Annotated in this window: 12 protein-coding genes; 11 read left to right on the top strand and 1 reads right to left on the bottom strand. The window is 60.4% G+C overall.

Annotated features, from left to right (window positions below):
- From ACSV9I_RS03205 to ACSV9I_RS03190, 4 genes are all read left to right on the top strand, one after another.
- On the top strand, window positions 1–2,313 hold the full coding sequence (locus ACSV9I_RS03205; protein ID WP_438327186.1) for a cation-translocating P-type ATPase: 2,313 nt from the start codon (window positions 1–3) through the stop codon (window positions 2,311–2,313).
- A complete protein-coding gene (gene ccoS / locus ACSV9I_RS03200) occupies window positions 2,310–2,465 on the top strand; it encodes a cbb3-type cytochrome oxidase assembly protein CcoS (protein WP_082352508.1) in 156 nt (51 codons plus the stop codon). The genes ACSV9I_RS03205 and ccoS overlap by 4 nt, the downstream gene beginning before the upstream one ends.
- 96 nt (window positions 2,466–2,561) lie before the next feature.
- Entirely contained in the window at window positions 2,562–3,983 is a 1,422-nt protein-coding gene (gndA, locus tag ACSV9I_RS03195; RefSeq protein WP_438327184.1) for an NADP-dependent phosphogluconate dehydrogenase, read from the top strand.
- A 298-nt stretch (window positions 3,984–4,281) separates the two neighbouring features.
- On the top strand, window positions 4,282–5,451 hold the full coding sequence (locus ACSV9I_RS03190) for a diguanylate cyclase (protein ID WP_438327182.1): 1,170 nt from the start codon (window positions 4,282–4,284) through the stop codon (window positions 5,449–5,451).
- A 26-nt stretch (window positions 5,452–5,477) separates the two neighbouring features.
- Here ACSV9I_RS03190 and ACSV9I_RS03185 read toward each other — a convergent pair whose 3' ends face one another.
- The gene (locus ACSV9I_RS03185; RefSeq protein ID WP_438327180.1) at window positions 5,478–6,506 is read right to left on the bottom strand and encodes a LacI family transcriptional regulator; all 1,029 of its coding nucleotides are present in this window, start codon (window positions 6,504–6,506) and stop codon (window positions 5,478–5,480) included.
- A 434-nt stretch (window positions 6,507–6,940) separates the two neighbouring features.
- Here ACSV9I_RS03185 and ACSV9I_RS03180 point away from each other — a divergent pair, with 434 nt between their 5' ends.
- The 7 genes from ACSV9I_RS03180 to ACSV9I_RS03150 all read left to right on the top strand — a co-directional run bounded on the left by ACSV9I_RS03180 (window position 6,941) and on the right by ACSV9I_RS03150 (window position 15,786).
- The gene (locus tag ACSV9I_RS03180; RefSeq protein ID WP_054158460.1) at window positions 6,941–8,176 is read left to right on the top strand and encodes an ABC transporter substrate-binding protein; all 1,236 of its coding nucleotides are present in this window, start codon (window positions 6,941–6,943) and stop codon (window positions 8,174–8,176) included.
- A gap of 172 nt (window positions 8,177–8,348) precedes the next feature.
- The gene (locus ACSV9I_RS03175) at window positions 8,349–9,251 is read left to right on the top strand and encodes a carbohydrate ABC transporter permease (protein WP_438327177.1); all 903 of its coding nucleotides are present in this window, start codon (window positions 8,349–8,351) and stop codon (window positions 9,249–9,251) included.
- Entirely contained in the window at window positions 9,244–10,188 is a 945-nt protein-coding gene (locus ACSV9I_RS03170) for a carbohydrate ABC transporter permease (protein ID WP_438327174.1), read from the top strand. Before ACSV9I_RS03175 ends, ACSV9I_RS03170 begins: the two co-directional genes overlap by 8 nt.
- Window positions 10,189–10,192: 4 nt before the next feature.
- Complete coding sequence (locus ACSV9I_RS03165; protein ID WP_438327172.1) at window positions 10,193–11,281, top strand: ABC transporter ATP-binding protein; 1,089 nt, start codon at window positions 10,193–10,195, stop codon at window positions 11,279–11,281.
- Between the two features lie 62 nt (window positions 11,282–11,343).
- Window positions 11,344–13,803: a beta-mannosidase gene (locus ACSV9I_RS03160; protein ID WP_438327171.1), complete on the top strand. Its 2,460-nt coding sequence runs from the start codon at window positions 11,344–11,346 to the stop codon at window positions 13,801–13,803.
- A 60-nt stretch (window positions 13,804–13,863) separates the two neighbouring features.
- Window positions 13,864–14,625, top strand: a complete 762-nt coding sequence (locus ACSV9I_RS03155; protein ID WP_438327169.1) for a sugar phosphate isomerase/epimerase family protein — start codon at window positions 13,864–13,866, stop codon at window positions 14,623–14,625.
- Between the two features lie 27 nt (window positions 14,626–14,652).
- On the top strand, window positions 14,653–15,786 hold the full coding sequence (locus ACSV9I_RS03150) for a Gfo/Idh/MocA family protein (protein WP_054158466.1): 1,134 nt from the start codon (window positions 14,653–14,655) through the stop codon (window positions 15,784–15,786).
- Window positions 15,787–15,935 lie beyond the last annotated feature (149 nt).

Raw genomic sequence — 15,935 nt, 5'->3', positions numbered from 1 at the left:
ATGAGTTGCTGTGCAGCCGGGACAGAAGGCGCATTGGATATGGAGCGGGCCGGACACGCGCTTCCCTCGGCCGAAGAGTTGCGACTGTCGAGCCGCCCGGTCGGTCCGGGGCTTCTGCAGGTCGATCTCAGCGTGCCGGCCGTGCATTGTGGCACTTGCATCACCACGATCGAAGGTGTCCTGAAGGCCTTGCCGCAAGTCGAGCGCGCCCGCGTCAACCTCTCGACCAAGCGGGTTTCCGTCGTGTGGAGAGAAAGCGTAAACGGCTTGGAGACGGATCCTGTCTCGCTGCCGCGCGCAATTGCCTCGACCGGGTATGAATCGCATCTGTTCACGGCAGCCGAGGAAGCATCTGACGCTTTGCGAAACCAGTTGATCCGCGCTGTAGCGCTGTCCGGCTTTGCGGCGACAAACATCATGCTGTTGTCGGTCTCTGTATGGTCGGGGGCCGAAGCCTCGACCCGCGACCTGTTTCACTGGATATCCGCTCTGATCTGCGCACCGGCGCTGATCTATGCAGGGCGCTTTTTCTATCAGTCAGCCTGGAACGTGATTAAGCATGGCCGCACCAATATGGATGTTCCGATCGCGATCGGTATCTCGCTGTCCTATTTCGCATCGCTCTGGGAAACGATCCATCATGGCGAACACGCCTATTTTGATGCGACGGCCTCGCTGCTCTTCTTCCTGCTGATCGGCCGCACACTCGATCACATCATGCGCGACCGCGCGCGATCGGCAATCAGCGGCCTGGCGCGGCTAAGCCCTCGGGGTGCCATGGTGCTGACGGCCGAGGGCGGCCGCGATTTCCGCACGGTCGAGGAGATCAGGGTCGGCGACCATGTGGCAATCGCCGCCGGTGACCGCATTCCTGTCGACGGCGTCGTTTTGACTGGTGAAAGCGACCTCGACATGTCGATCGTCAATGGTGAGAGCGCGCCCGTCTCTGTGCGTCCGGGAACGCAGGTCCAGGCCGGCACGATGAGCCTTACCGGCTCGTTGACAATCAGAGCAACGGCAACGGCGCAGAACTCCTTCCTGGCGGAAATCATTCACCTGATGGAGGCGGCGGAAGGGGGCAGGGCGCGTTACCGGCGCATCGCCGACCGCGCGGCGCAATACTATTCGCCAGCCGTCCATTTGCTCGCGATCACCTCCTTCACCACCTGGGGCCTTTACGACGGTGACTGGAAACATGCGATGATGGTGGCGATTACCGTCCTCATCATCACCTGCCCATGTGCGCTTGGCCTTGCCGTGCCGGTGGTTCAGGTCGTCGCGGCCGGGCGCCTGTTTAAGGCCGGCATCATGGTCAAGGACGGATCTGCCATGGAGCGGCTCGCCGAAATCGAGGCAATCGCTTTCGACAAGACGGGAACGTTGACGCTTGGACGACCTCGGCTTGTCGACAGCGGTCGGATCGACGCCCGAACCTTTGCCATTGCGGCCGGTCTTGCCGCCCATTCCCGCCATCCGCTGTCCAGGGCCTTGTGGGGTGCCTATGGCGGTCAGCCCGAAAGCTTCGACGCGGTGCGGGAAGTGCCGGGTGCAGGCGTCGAGGCGGAAACGGCCGAAGGCCGCTGGCGCCTCGGAAATCGTCGCTTTGCCGTCACTGCCCGGCCGATGGAAGACGCGGCAACTGATCAACCCTTCTCGGAAGTCGTGCTGTCTCTCAATGGCCTGGAACGGGGAATTTTCCTCTTCGAAGACATTCTTCGTCCGCGTGCGGTACAGGCCGTTGCCCAGTTGAAACAGGAAGGGTTTGGGCTCGCCATCCTGTCCGGTGACCGGCCGGCGGTCGTGTCGCGGCTCGCTGGAGACCTTGGCATTGCCGACTGGCATGCCGCACTCACACCGCGTGAAAAGGCCGAGGCCTGTGCTGAAGCGTCTGCCGAGGGCCGGCGCATGCTGATGGTCGGCGACGGGATCAATGATGCACCGGCGCTCGCCGCCGCCCATGTGTCGATGGCGCCGGCGACAGCGGCCGATGTCGGTCGCCAGGCCGCTGATTTCGTCTTCATGCGCGACGGCCTCGAAGCCGTGCCCTTTGCGATCGAAGCCTCGCGTCGCGCTGGCCAGCTCATCCGGGAGAATTTTGTCCTTGCGATCGGCTACAATGTCATTGCCGTCCCGATTGCACTTCTTGGCTATGCGACGCCCCTGATCGCAGCCGTTGCCATGTCGACATCCTCGATCATCGTTGTGGTCAACGCGCTCCGGCTGAACCGGCTCACCCTTGACGGTGCGACCGCTGCGCCATCGACTGCCATCGAACGCGCCGCGGTATCAGGCGATGCGAGGCTCGCTGCATGAATATGCTGATTTACCTCATCCCGATCGCGCTGTTTCTCGGCGGCCTCGGTCTGTTTGCCTTTCTCTGGTCGCTGAAGAGCGGCCAGTATGACGATCTCGACGGTGCAGGTTGGCGTGTCATCACGCAGGACGACGACAAACCCGGCGATTGACACTGCGTTGACAATCGGGGCCCAATTTCCGTCTTGCCGCATCGGGCAACGAATGCGAGAAAGCCGCATCCTGAATGTGCATGCGGAGGTCTTGACGTGCAGCAAGCGGAAATTGGTCTGATCGGTCTCGGGGTCATGGGCTCCAATCTGGCGCTCAACATCGCAGAGAAGGGCAATCGCATCGCGGTCTTCAACCGCACGCCGGCCCGCACCGACGAATTCCTCGGTGAAGCAGGCGATCTTGCCGACCGGATCATCGGTTGCCAAACGATCGAAGAATTTGTCGCCGCCATCCGTCCGCCGCGCCCGATCATCATCATGATCAAGGCCGGTGAAGCCGTCGACCAGCAGATCGAAGCGCTGATGCCGTATCTGTCGAAGAACGACATCATGATCGATGCCGGCAATGCCAATTTCCGTGACACCGTCGCCCGCTTTGAAAAGCTTGCCGGCACTGACTTTACCTTTATCGGCATGGGCGTGTCCGGTGGCGAGGAAGGCGCGCGCCATGGTCCGTCGATCATGGTCGGCGGCACGGAAGACAGCTGGAAGCGCGTCGAACCCGTACTGACCTCGATCGCTGCGAAGTTCAATGATGAGCCTTGCGTAGCATGGCTCGGCACGGATGGTGCTGGCCACTTCGTCAAGACGATCCATAACGGCATCGAATATGCCGACATGCAGATGATTGCCGAGATCTACGGCATCCTGCGTGACGGTCTCGGCATGTCTGCAGCCGAAATTGGCGAGATCTTCGGCACCTGGAACAAAGGCCGCCTCAACTCCTATCTGATCGAGATCACCGAGAAGGTCCTGAAGGCGACCGACCCGGAAACCGGCAAGCCGATGGTCGATATCATCGTCGATTCCGCTGGTCAGAAGGGCACGGGGAAATGGTCGGCGATTGAGGCACAGAACCTCGCAGTAGCAGCCAGCGGCATTGAGGCCGCCGTTTCCGGCCGCGTGCTGTCGTCACTGCGCGAAGAGCGCCTTGCTGCCGAAAAACTCTTCGGCCTACCAACACTCACCGAAGCGCCGAAGGACAAGGCCGCCTTCATCGCCGATCTCGAAAACGCGCTGCTGGCCGCCAAGATCGCGGCTTATGCGCAGGGCTTTGCCGTGATGTCGTCGGCATCGCAAGAGTTCAACTGGTCTCTGCCCATGCCGACGATCGCCCGCATCTGGCGCGCCGGCTGCATCATCCGCTCGCAGTTCCTCGACGAGATCACCTCGGCCTTCACCAAGGATCCGAACGTTGCCAACCTCGTTGTGACCCCGGCCTTCTCGGCCATGGTCAAGGAAACGGATGGAGCACTCCGCCGGGTCGTCGCCCATGCCGCGCTTTCCGGCCTCCCGGTTCCGGCCCTGTCCTCGGCCTTGTCCTATTTCGATACCTATCGCCGCGGCCGCGGCACGGCCAACCTGATTCAGGCCCAGCGCGACTTTTTCGGTGCCCATGGCTTCGAGCGTCTCGACGGCAAGGACATCCATCATGGTCCGTGGGCGGGCCAGTTCTAAGCCGAACACAATCCGGTGCCACTTGGCACGGATCAGGCCCGGGGCTCCATGGTCCCGGGCCTTTTCTTTCGAAAGCGCCATCGGTGGCGTCGCCCCGGTTCTGCCATGCTCTCCGTGGCGCTGGCGCGATGTGCTCTGCACTTTTGCTGGAATTGCTCTGGAAGCGTTGAGTGCAGTCTTGCGTGTGTACAACCGCGCTCGATTAAAATCCTAGGAATTTCCTTACTCACCATTTAACGAATCGCGCCTAGCGTCGGCCTTCGGTTAACGAAATCTCTCGTATTTCAGGCGTTGTTTCATGTTTTCCTTTCATTCGCAGTCGCTTTTGCTGGCGAGCGTGGCTATTCACGCCGTCTTTTCACTCGTCTTCCTGCGCCTATGGCGGCAGGGTGGGCGTCGGCTGGACTTCCTGCTTTGGGCTCTGGCCGCGATGAGCGGCGCGTTCGGCGCCATCTTGGCATCAACTGGAACGGCTCTTTCCATACCGTTTGGGCAGGGCCTGCTCCTGATGTCGCTTGCGCTTGCCTGGCAGGGCCTGCGCAGCTTCGATCACCGAGCGGTACATCTGCAATTTGCCACTATGGGACCGGTTCTGTGGGCCGCGTTTACCGCGAGCTTCGCTGTCTTCAACGAGGACAGCGGCCTTCGTTTCGTTTTCTTCGGTCTGATCTCTGCCCTATATTGTGGCCTGATCCTGCGCGAACACTGGATCTCTGCTCGCAGCGAGCGCCTGCCGAGCCGAGGCCTGATCGCTGCATGGTTCGCCGTTCATGGGATCACCGGTCTTGTCCTCGCGGGCAATGGTATGGCCGAACTCTTGACGGGGCAGGGTGATGTCATCGTGACGACACCTTCGCTGTGGAGCGACCTCCTCGAAGTGGAATTCCTGCTGAGTGCCTTCCTCGGCAACTTCAGTGCCTATGTGATGGTCAAAGAGCGGCTGCAGCTCGAGAACCAATGGGTCGCAGCAACCGACACCCTGACTGGCCTGGTCAACCGTCGCACCTTCCTCGACATGATGCAGACTTTGTCCTTCAAAATCCGCGGCGAGGGCGCCTTTCTCTATGTCGATGTCGACCACGTCAAGCGCATCAACGACCGCTTCGGTCATTCCAGTGGCGATGAAGTCTTGCGAAGCTGCTCGCAGCTGATGGCCCGTGAACTACCGTCGAATGCGTTGATCGGCCGCTTGGCAGGAGCGGAATTTGCCGCCTATGTCCCGGATTGTGATGTCGACCGGGCGGCGATGCTCGGCAGTTTGATCCACGATACGGTGGCTGAGCAGATGTTCTTCTTCGGTGCCGAGATGGTGACGGTGACCGTCAGCGTTGGCATTGCCCATGGTGCCATGCAGGTCACGCCCGATGAGTTGCTGAAGCGCGCGGATGCGGCACTCCATACGGCCAAGGTTCGCGGTCGCAACGCGGTCGTTGTCTGGGATGAAGGCCAAGCCCCAGCTTTTGGATAGGATAGGTTCGGGAACGGCAGCCGCGCTTAGTCCCAGCGCGGCTGACTGATACTCTGCAGCAGGGACGGCTCGATCCCGTCGATCCGCGCAATGACGGCCTTGGCAAGTTCACGCCCCGCCTGGCGGACGTCTTCATGCGCGGTGATGATTTCAGGTCGCACCCATTTCAGAATGGGAGTGCCTTGCTTGGCGACCAGATCAAGCTCCCGGCCAACCCGCTTGCCAGCTGCTTCGATGCCGGCATTGGCGGCAATGGCGCTGCTGCCCGAAGACAGGACCAGGCCATCCGGCGCCTCCGGTCCGCTCATCAGGCCCTGAACCATCGTCCGGATCTCCTCAAGCGAGGCGTCGATATTGATTGGCAGCGACACTTCCTGGGCGCCAAAAGCCGTCATCGCCTGACTGAAGCCTGCGCGAAGATGGTCGTAATAGGTGAGCTTGCTTGGCGGCGGCAAGAGTGCGATGCGCTTGCGTCCCCGCGCGACCAGACGTTCCACAGCTCCATAACCGAAAGCTTCATTGTCGAAGTCGTGGAAGGGGTGCGGTTCGCCGAGCCGTGTGCGCCCGTGGGTCGCAAACGGCATGTTGCGCTCCATCAGCAGGCTGACCCGCGAATCCTCCGGCTCCAGCCGCGATATGATCACGCCGTCGGCTGACCCCGTCTCGAGGATATAGCGCACGGGCAGCATCGGGTCTTTGGTATGGGCGTGTGGCGTGACCACGATATGGTAGGGCGTGCCTGCCAGCACTTCCGAAATGCCGACAACCATCTGGTTGGAAAAGCCAAGGATCTCCTCGTCAATCCCAAGAACCAGCGCAATCACATTGGTTTTGCCTGTGCGCAAACGCACGCCGGCGCGGTTCGGCTGGTAGCCGAGCTGGCGGGCCACCATCCGCACCCGTTCTTTGGTGTCTGCACCAATATCGGGCGCATCCTTGAGGGCCCGCGACACCGTGGTGATGCCGAGCCCGGTCATGAAGGCGATCGTTTTGAGGGTCGGTCGTTCCGAGGCCCCGCCCGGCTGCGCCGGCATTCGTTCTTGCTGTTCCGTCATGCTGTCCCGCCACTCGCTTTCGCCCGCTTATAGTCGGTCCCAAGCCCTGTGCAAACCGGCCCGGCGGCACCATTTTTCAGCGCCACAGCCGTTAAATCTGAAACGATACAGTTTGTTTGTCGAGCCTTTATTTGCATCCAGGATCGCAGTCGCTCAACTCATAGGCGTGCGAGGAAGCTGCTGCATTGCAAGAAGGATTCGTATTGCGGCGCGAGACGTTTCATCTAGTGTGTCCGCAATTGTGAGACATTTCAGTTATATTAATCGTGATGCGTTGCAATATTTTTCTGAATATCTCCTGTCTCCTTGCTCGTTCCGCCCTGAGGTTTTGAGCGGAAGGAAGGCTGTTAACAAAATTTCTTCCGCAGCCGGTTGCGTGTGTCTGACACTTCGCATAAGTTTTTCCGGCAACGTTTCAGTGAGGGAGGAGACTCATGAATATTCGTAGCTTTGCGGCAGCTCTAGCCGCTACCGTCGTTATGCCGTTTGCGGCAGCGCAGGCCACCGATCTTGAAGTAACCCATTGGTGGACGTCCGGCGGTGAAGCCGCGGCCGTAGCCGAGCTTGCCAAGGCATTCGATGCCACCGGCAACAAATGGATCGACGGCGCCATCGCCGGGTCCGGCGGCACGGCCCGCCCGATCATGATCAGCCGCATCACTGGCGGTGACCCGATGGGCGCCACGCAGTTCAACCATGGCCGGCAGGCTGAGGAACTGGTTGAAGCCGGTCTGATGAAGGATCTGACGGCGGTCGCCGAGAAGGAAAAATGGAAGGACATCATCAAGCCGGCAAGCCTGCTCGATAGCTGCACGATCGACGGCAAAATCTATTGCGCGCCGGTCAACATCCATTCCTGGCAGTGGCTGTGGTTGTCGAATGCGGCGTTTGAGCAGGCCGGCGTTGCCGTTCCGAAGAACTGGGACGAATTCGTCGCAGCCGCACCGGCACTCGAAGCCAAGGGTATCATTCCGCTCGCCGTTGGTGGTCAGCCCTGGCAGTCTGCCGGTGCCTTTGACGTCCTGATGGTCGCCATCGCCGGCAAGGAAACCTTCGAGAAGGTGTTCAAGGAGAAGGACGAGGAAGTCGCGGCAGGTCCTGAAATCGCCAAGGTCTTCAAGGCCGCTGACGATGCGCGCCGCATGGCCAAAGGCAGCAATGTCCAAGACTGGAACCAGGCAACCAACCTCGTCATCACCGGCAAGGCCGGCGGCCAGATCATGGGTGACTGGGCGCAGGGCGAGTTCGCGCTCGCCAACCAGGTTGCGGGCAAGGACTATACCTGCCTTCCTGGCCTCGGCGTGAACGAGATCATCTCCACAGGTGGTGACGCCTTCTACTTCCCCGTCGTTGATGACGAGGCTAAGTCGGCAGCACAGGACGTCTTGGCTTCGACACTGCTCTCGCCGACCACTCAGGTGGCGTTCAACCTGAAGAAGGGTTCGCTGCCGGTTCGTGGCGACGTCGATCTGGCCGCTGCCAATGACTGCATGAAGAAGGGCCTTGATATCCTTGCCAAGGGCAATGTTATCCAGGGCACCGACCAGCTGCTCTCGGCTGATAGCCAGAAGCAGAAGGAAGACCTCTTCTCCGAGTTCTTCGCCAATGCATCCATGACGCCGGAAGACGCGCAGAAGCGTTTCGCCGACATCATCGCATCTGCCGAATGATTTGACCGGATGACGATCGGCCGGGGTTCGTCCCCGGCCGTTCACTGGCCAATTTCAACCGGGAGAGCGACGTGTCGCTCGGCAGCGGACCGCGTGGGAGGAGGGGCGCCTTGTGGTGCTCTCGTCGCGGACCTTGCTCGATCCCGGTGTCTAGGACGAGGAGGACGGACCCATGGCAAGCGCTCGGCATGCCGGTCGACCCAACAAGCTGTTTCGCAATCTCAATGCCAAGATTGCATCGATCCCGATGGTGCTCACCGCTCTGGTGATCTTCCTCGGCGGGACCATCTGGACGGTGGTCTATTCCTTCACCAATTCGAAGCTCTTGCCGCGCACGAATTTCGTCGGCTTCGACCAGTATGAACGCCTCTGGGATGCGCCGCGCTGGGTCATGTCGATCCAGAATCTGGCGATCTACGGCATCTTGTCCCTGATCTTCTCGATCGTGATCGGCTTTGTTCTCGCAGCATTGATGGACCAGAAGATCCGCTTTGAAAACGCTTTCCGCACGATCTTCCTCTATCCCTTTGCGCTGTCTTTCATCGTCACCGGCCTTGTCTGGCAATGGATCCTGAATCCTGATTTCGGTGTTCAGTCGATCGTCCGTTCGCTCGGTTGGGAAAGCTTCACCTTCAATCCGCTCTACAATCCCGACATCGTCATTTACGGCATCCTGATTGCCGGTCTCTGGCAGGGTACCGGTCTTGTCATGTGCCTGCTTCTGGCCGGTCTGCGCGGCATTGACGAAGATATCTGGAAAGCCTCGCGTGTTGACGGCATCCCGATGTGGAAGACCTATCTCTTCATCATTATCCCGATGATGCGACCCGTGTTCATCACCACGCTCGTCATCATCACCTCCGGCATCGTCCGTCTCTACGACCTGGTCGTAGCCCAGACGAGCGGCGGCCCAGGCATCGCCTCCGAAGTCCCGGCGAAATATGTCTATGACTACATGTTCCAGGCACAGAACCTCGGTCAGGGCTTCGCTGCATCGACGATGATGTTGCTGACCGTCGCCATCATCATCATCCCCTGGGCCTATCTGGAATTCGGAGGTAAGAAGCGTGGCTAATCCCGGTTCTCTCAACACTGCGGCTGCCGGTTTCGATGCAGTCTCCGGCCGTCTGGAAAAAGGCCCCCGTGGCGCCAAGCCCAAGCGGACCTTTTCCGGCCGCAACATCATGCTCTACGGCTCGCTGATCTTCTTTGCGCTGTACTATCTGGTGCCGCTCTATGTGATGGTCGTAACATCGCTCAAGGGCATGCCGGAAATCCGTCTCGGCAACATCTTCTCGCCGCCGATGGAGATCACCTTTGAGCCATGGGTCAAGGCCTGGGCCACAGCCTGCACGGGCCTCAATTGCGATGGCCTGTCGCGTGGTTTCTGGAATTCCGTGCGCATCACGATCCCATCGACGCTGATCTCGATCCTGATTGCCTCCGTCAACGGCTATGCGCTCGCCAACTGGCGCTTCAAGGGTTCAGAATTCTTCTTCACCGTCCTGATTATCGGTGCCTTCATTCCCTATCAGGTGATGATTTACCCGATCGTCATCGTGCTGCGCGAACTCGGTATCTACGGAACCCTGACCGGCCTTGTTATCGTGCACACCATCTTCGGCATGCCGATCCTGACGCTGCTTTTCCGCAACTATTTCACGTCGCTGCCCGAAGAACTGTTCAAGGCGGCGCGCATTGATGGGGCAGGGTTTTGGCAGATTTATCTCAGGATCATGCTGCCGATGTCGTTGCCGATCTTCGTCGTGGCCATGATCCTGCAGATCACCGGTATCTGGAACGACTTCCTGTTCGGCGTCGTGTTCACCCGCCCGGAATATTACCCGATGACAGTGCAGCTCAACAATATCGTCAATTCGGTCCAGGGCGTGAAGGAATACAACGTCAACATGGCCGCGACGCTTTTGACCGGCGCGGTGCCGCTCATCGTCTACTTCATTTCCGGACGCCTCTTCGTCCGGGGCATCGCAGCCGGCGCAGTCAAGGGTTAAGCTCATGTCGCACAGTGTATCGATCAAGGACCTCTCTTTGAGCTTCGGCGCCGTCAAGGTGCTGGAAAACCTAAACCTCGACATCGTCGACGGTGAGTTCATCGTTCTCCTCGGCTCATCCGGCTGCGGAAAGTCCACGCTGTTGAATTGCATCGCCGGCCTGCTCGAGCCGACCGACGGGCAAATCTTCATCAAGGGCAAGAACGTCACTTGGGAGGAGCCCAAGGACCGCGGCATCGGCATGGTGTTCCAGTCCTATGCGCTCTATCCGCAGATGTCGGTGAAAAAGAACCTCTCCTTCGGCCTCCAGGTCGCCAAGATGCCGAAGGAGGAAATCGAGAAGCGCGTCCAGCGTGCCGCCGATATCCTGCAGATCGGCCCACTGCTTGACCGCAAGCCGTCAGCGCTTTCCGGCGGTCAGCGTCAGCGCGTGGCGATCGGCCGCGCTCTGGTGCGCGATGTCGATGTCTTCCTGTTCGACGAGCCGCTCTCCAACCTTGACGCCAAGCTGCGCTCGGAGTTGCGCGTCGAAATCAAGCGTCTGCACCACAATCTCAAGAACACGATGATCTACGTCACCCACGACCAGATCGAGGCCCTGACGCTCGCAGACCGCATCGCAATCATGAAGAGCGGCGTGATCCAGCAGCTCGCAGATCCCAACACCATCTACAATCAGCCGAGAAACCTCTTCGTCGCGGGCTTCATCGGTTCGCCGTCGATGAATTTCCTGCATGGCGAACTCGTCAACGAGGGCGGCAAGGTCTTCTTCCGCACGCATGATGTGCTGTTCTCACTGGACGGCTACAGGTCGCAGGAGCCGCTGACCGCCGGCCGTAAGGTCGTGCTTGGCGTCCGGCCTGAGCATATCAAGGTCGACGAGGAAACGGGCATCACCGAACTGCATGAGGCTGTCGTCGATATCGAAGAGCCGATGGGTGCCGACAATCTTCTGTGGTTGAAACATGCCGGCCATACAATGTCGGTCCGTATCAGCGGTACGCGGCGTTATGCCCCGGGTGCGCGTGTGCGCCTCGCTTTCGACATGGAGGTCGCCTCCCTTTTCGACGCAAAGAGTGAAGACCGAATCTGAGTGATCCCCCCTGCGTCCCGGACCTGCGTGCCGGGACGCCTTTTTCTTCCAGGACGCGTATCATGAATGAGTATACGAGCGGCGGCACCATCGATCTCCAGGGAGCGTGGCATCTGTCGTCCGTGGACGGCGACCACGGGGCGTCGATCAGCATCCCCGGTGATGTCCACTCGGCGCTCCAGGCTGCCGGCCTCATCCCCGATCCCTATTTTGCCCGCAATGAAGAAGCGGTGCAGTGGGTCGCCGAGCGCGACTGGGCCATAGAGCGCAGCGTCATGGTCCCGGATGTCGCTGGCAGCTGGTATCTCGATATCGACTATCTCGACACCGTCGCCGTGGTCTTCGTCAACGATATCCCGGTGCTCTCAGCCGACAACTGCTTCCGGCGCTATCGCCCCGATGTCAGCCACGCGCTCCAGCCGGGTGAAAACAAGATCCGCATCCTCTTCCATTCCAGCATCACCGCGGGCGCCGAGCGCCAGGCGCGCCAGCCCTTCTATATCCCGTATTCGACCGCGAATTCGCCGATCCCCAACGGCAATATGCTGCGCAAGCCGCAATGCCATTTCGGCTGGGACTGGAACATCGCCCTTGCGCCGCTTGGCCTTTATGGGTCGATCGCATTGAAACAGCTTGATCCCGCCCGCATCGAACATGTCGAGACGGAGCAGGTGCATCATGCCGATGGCCGCGTTGACCTGAAGGTGATCGCCACACTGCATTCGTCTGAGCCCGCAGTCGTGCCAATCCATTTTGATCTCGACGGCGAGCGAGTCCGCCTCGATGTCGGTATCGCCGCCGGCGAAACGAAGATCGTGCATGTCTTCGAGATCGAGAGCCCGCGCCTCTGGTGGCCATCGGGTTCCGGCGCGCAGGCGCTCTATACGCTGACCGTCGATCTGCCGACGGAGGTCGTCACCCGCCAGATCGGCTTGCGCACTGTCGAACTCCTCACCGATTCCGACGCAGCCGGCAGTCGGTTCGCGCTCAAGGTCAACGGACGCGAGATCTTCTGCCGTGGTGCCAACTGGATCCCAGCGGACGCGCTCTTTTCGCGCGCGTCGGAAGAGAAGACGGAAGACCTGCTGAATTCCGCTATCGCGGCCAACATGAACATGATCCGCATCTGGGGTGGCGGGTTTTACGAGGCCGACTGGTTCTATGACCTTTGTGACCGGCTTGGTCTGATGGTCTGGCAGGACTTCATGTTCGCCTGCAATCTCTACCCATGCACCGAGGACTTCCTCGACAATGTCGCTCACGAGGTCGAATATCAGGTCAAGCGCCTGTCGAGCCACGCCTCCATTGTCATCTGGTGCGGCGACAACGAGCTCGTCGGTGCGCTGACCTGGTTTCCGGAATCGCGCGACAACCGCGACCGCTATCTCGTCGCTTATGACCGCCTCAATCGCGTCATCGAGCAGGGCGTAAAGAAGTCCTTCCCGCAAGGCATCTGGTGGCCGTCGAGCCCGGCCTCCGGCTATCTCGACTACGGCGATGCCTGGCATGCCGATGGTTCGGGCGACATGCACTACTGGTCTGTCTGGCACGAAAACAAGAGTTTCGATAATTACCGAACCGTCAAACCACGCTTCTGCTCGGAATTCGGCTTCCAGTCCTACACCTCGCTGCCCGTCATCGAGAGTTTCGCCGACAAGAGCGACATGAACATCGCGTCGCCCGTCATGGAACTGCACCAGAAGAATGTCGGCGGCAATGAGCGGATCGCGGGCACCATGTTCCGCTATTTCCGCTTCCCGAAGGATTTTGCCAATTTCGTCTATTTAAGCCAGATCCAGCAGGGGCTCGCCATCAAGACTGCCGTCGAATACTGGCGGTCGCTGAAGCCCCACTGCATGGGTACGATCTACTGGCAGCTCAACGACACCTGGCCCGTCGCCTCCTGGTCCAGCCTGAACTATGGCGGCAGCTGGAAGGCCATGCATTACATGGTTCGTCGCTTCTTCCAGCCGGTCGCGGTCGCTGCCATTCCTTCCGAGGATGCCACTTCCATCACGCTTTCCATGGTCAATGATACGCTGGATACCGTCACGGTCGATGCCAACCTCTTCGTCCTGACGCTTTCGGGCGAGCGCATTCCGTTGAAAAGCGTGCAGGGCGATTGCGGCCCCGACGCTGCGGACATTCTCGTCACGCTGGATGCCAGCGAAATCCCGGCGGATGGTCTTCTCGCCTGGAGCTTCATTGCATCCAACGGCATGACCGGGGAGGGGCATTTTATCAACGGCACCTATAAGGCGCTGGAGCTCCAGCCGGCGGGTATCGAGACCACCGTCATCGCCACGAATGATGGTGCGTTCGAGGTAACTGTCACCGCAAAGGGGCTGGCGCTTTTCGTCATGCTCGAAAGCGAGACCGCCGGTCGTTATTCCGACAACGCCTTCGACCTCACGGCCGGTGAAAGCCGCCGCATCACCTTCACCCCGGACACGGCACGACCATCAGGCACCTTGCCGGCATTCCGCATCTACGATCTCTACAGCTGCCAGTCGGTGGAATGACAGGCGACACCCATAAGGCCCTGGGCGCCCGATCCAGGGAAAACGAGGAGGAGTACCCCTATGACCACGCTCGGATTTCAGCTTTACAGCGCCCGCAATTTTCAGCCCTTCAGCGGCATCTACCCGAAGCTCCAGGCCGCCGGTTACGGTGAGGTCGAAGGCTACGGCGCGCTTTACGCCTCGCTCGCCGATGGTGAGCTCGATGCCTTCCGCAAGGAACTCGATAACAACGGCCTGACTATGCCGACCGCCCATTTCGGCCTCGACATGATCGAGGGCGACCCTGATCGCGTGATCAAGATTGCGAAGACGCTCGGCATCGAGGCGGTCTACTGCCCTTACCTGATGCCGGACCAGCGTCCGACGGATGCCAGCGGCTGGTTCGCTTTTGGCCAGCGCCTACAGGCCGCCGGCAAGCCGCTGCGCGATGCCGGCCTCGTTTTTGGCTGGCATAATCACGACTTCGAATTCGTGGCTTTGCCGGATGGCTCCACCCCGCAGGAGCAGATCTTCGCCGGTGGCCCGGAACTCGACTGGGAAGCCGATATCGCCTGGGTCATCCGCGGCGGTGCCGATCCCTTTGCGTGGATCGAAAGCTACGGTAAGCGCATCAGCGCCGTCCACGTGAAGGATATCGCACCGGCCGGCGAGAATGCCGACGAAGACGGCTGGGCCGATGTCGGCCATGGCACCGTTGACTGGAAGGGCCTTGTCGCTGCGCTGAAGAGCACCCGCGTCAAGCATTTCGTCGTGGAGCACGACAATCCCAAGGACATCGACCGGCTGATCACCCGCTCGATCGCGTCCTTCAAAACCTATTGAACCCAGCGCACAGAGCAGGACATTCTTATGGCACGCGAACTCGGCGTCGGCATCATCGGATGCGGCAATATCTCCACCACCTACTTTACGCTCGCGCCGCTGTTTCGCGGCCTGAAAGTCGTCGCTTGCGCCGACATCAACATGAGTGCGGCGCAGCTGCGCGCCGAAGAATACGGCGTGAAGGCACAGACGATCGACGAGCTTCTCGCCAATGACGAGGTCGATATCGTCGTCAACCTGACCATCCCGGATGCGCATTACCCGGTCTCCAAGCGCATCCTCGAAGCCGGCAAGCACGTCTATTCGGAAAAGCCGCTGGTGCTCTCGCTTGAACAGGGCGAAGATCTGCGTGCGATTGCCAAAGCCAAGGGCCTGTCCGTCGGCTGCGCACCCGATACCTTCCTCGGCGGCGCGCATCAGCTGGCGCGTGCCTATATCGACAAGGGTGGCATCGGCCGAGTCACCTCCGGCACCTGCCACGTCATGAGCCCCGGCATGGAAATGTGGCATCCGAACCCGGACTTCTTCTTCCTGCCGGGCGGCGGCCCGGTTCTCGATCTCGGTCCTTACTATATCGCCAACCTGATCAACTTGATCGGTCCGGTGAAGCGCGTAGCAGCCTTGACCTCGATGGCCAGCGAGACCCGCACCATCACCAGCCAGCCACGCAATGGTGAGCAGATCCCGGTCAAGACGCCCACAAACATCCATGCGCTTCTGGAATTCCAGAACGGCGCAACGATCACGCTGTCCGCCAGCTGGGACGTCTGGAGCCATCGCCACGCCAATATGGAACTCTACGGCACCGAAGGCTCGCTCTACGTGCCAGACCCCAACTTCTTCGGCGGTGTCGTCGAAGCCTCCGGTCGCGACAAGGATATCCAGCCGCTTGAAGCCTGGGATCATCCATTCGGCATCAACAACCAGGAAAGCCCGCAAGGGCCGCGCGCCAACTACCGCACGGCCGGTCTCGCCGACATGGCTGTCGCCATTCTCGAAGGCCGCGATGCCCGCTGCTCGCTCGACCGTACCCTGCACGGCGTCGACGTCATGGTCTCGATCCTGAAGTCGGGCGAGACGGGAGAATTCGTGACATTGTCGACAACCTGCACCCAACCGGCAGCTCTGGGTATCGACGAAGCGCAGGCTCTGCTTCGCTAGACCCATCGCCAACCCCTCCCCACAAGGGGGAGGGCTTTTCCGCCGCCGCCTCTGGGCTTTTGCTTCGTCTCCGCTAAGTTGCGGCTGGCGGAGAACGGGAGCGTCCCCGATCGGTCTCCCCCCTTGTGGGGGAGATGGCCGGCAGGCCA

The organism is Rhizobium sp. G187 (assembly GCF_051549525.1).
Taxonomy (GTDB): Bacteria; Pseudomonadota; Alphaproteobacteria; order Rhizobiales; family Rhizobiaceae; genus Allorhizobium.
Note: the sequence above shows the minus strand (reverse complement) of the source record. Positions and strands in the feature narration are given on the sequence as shown.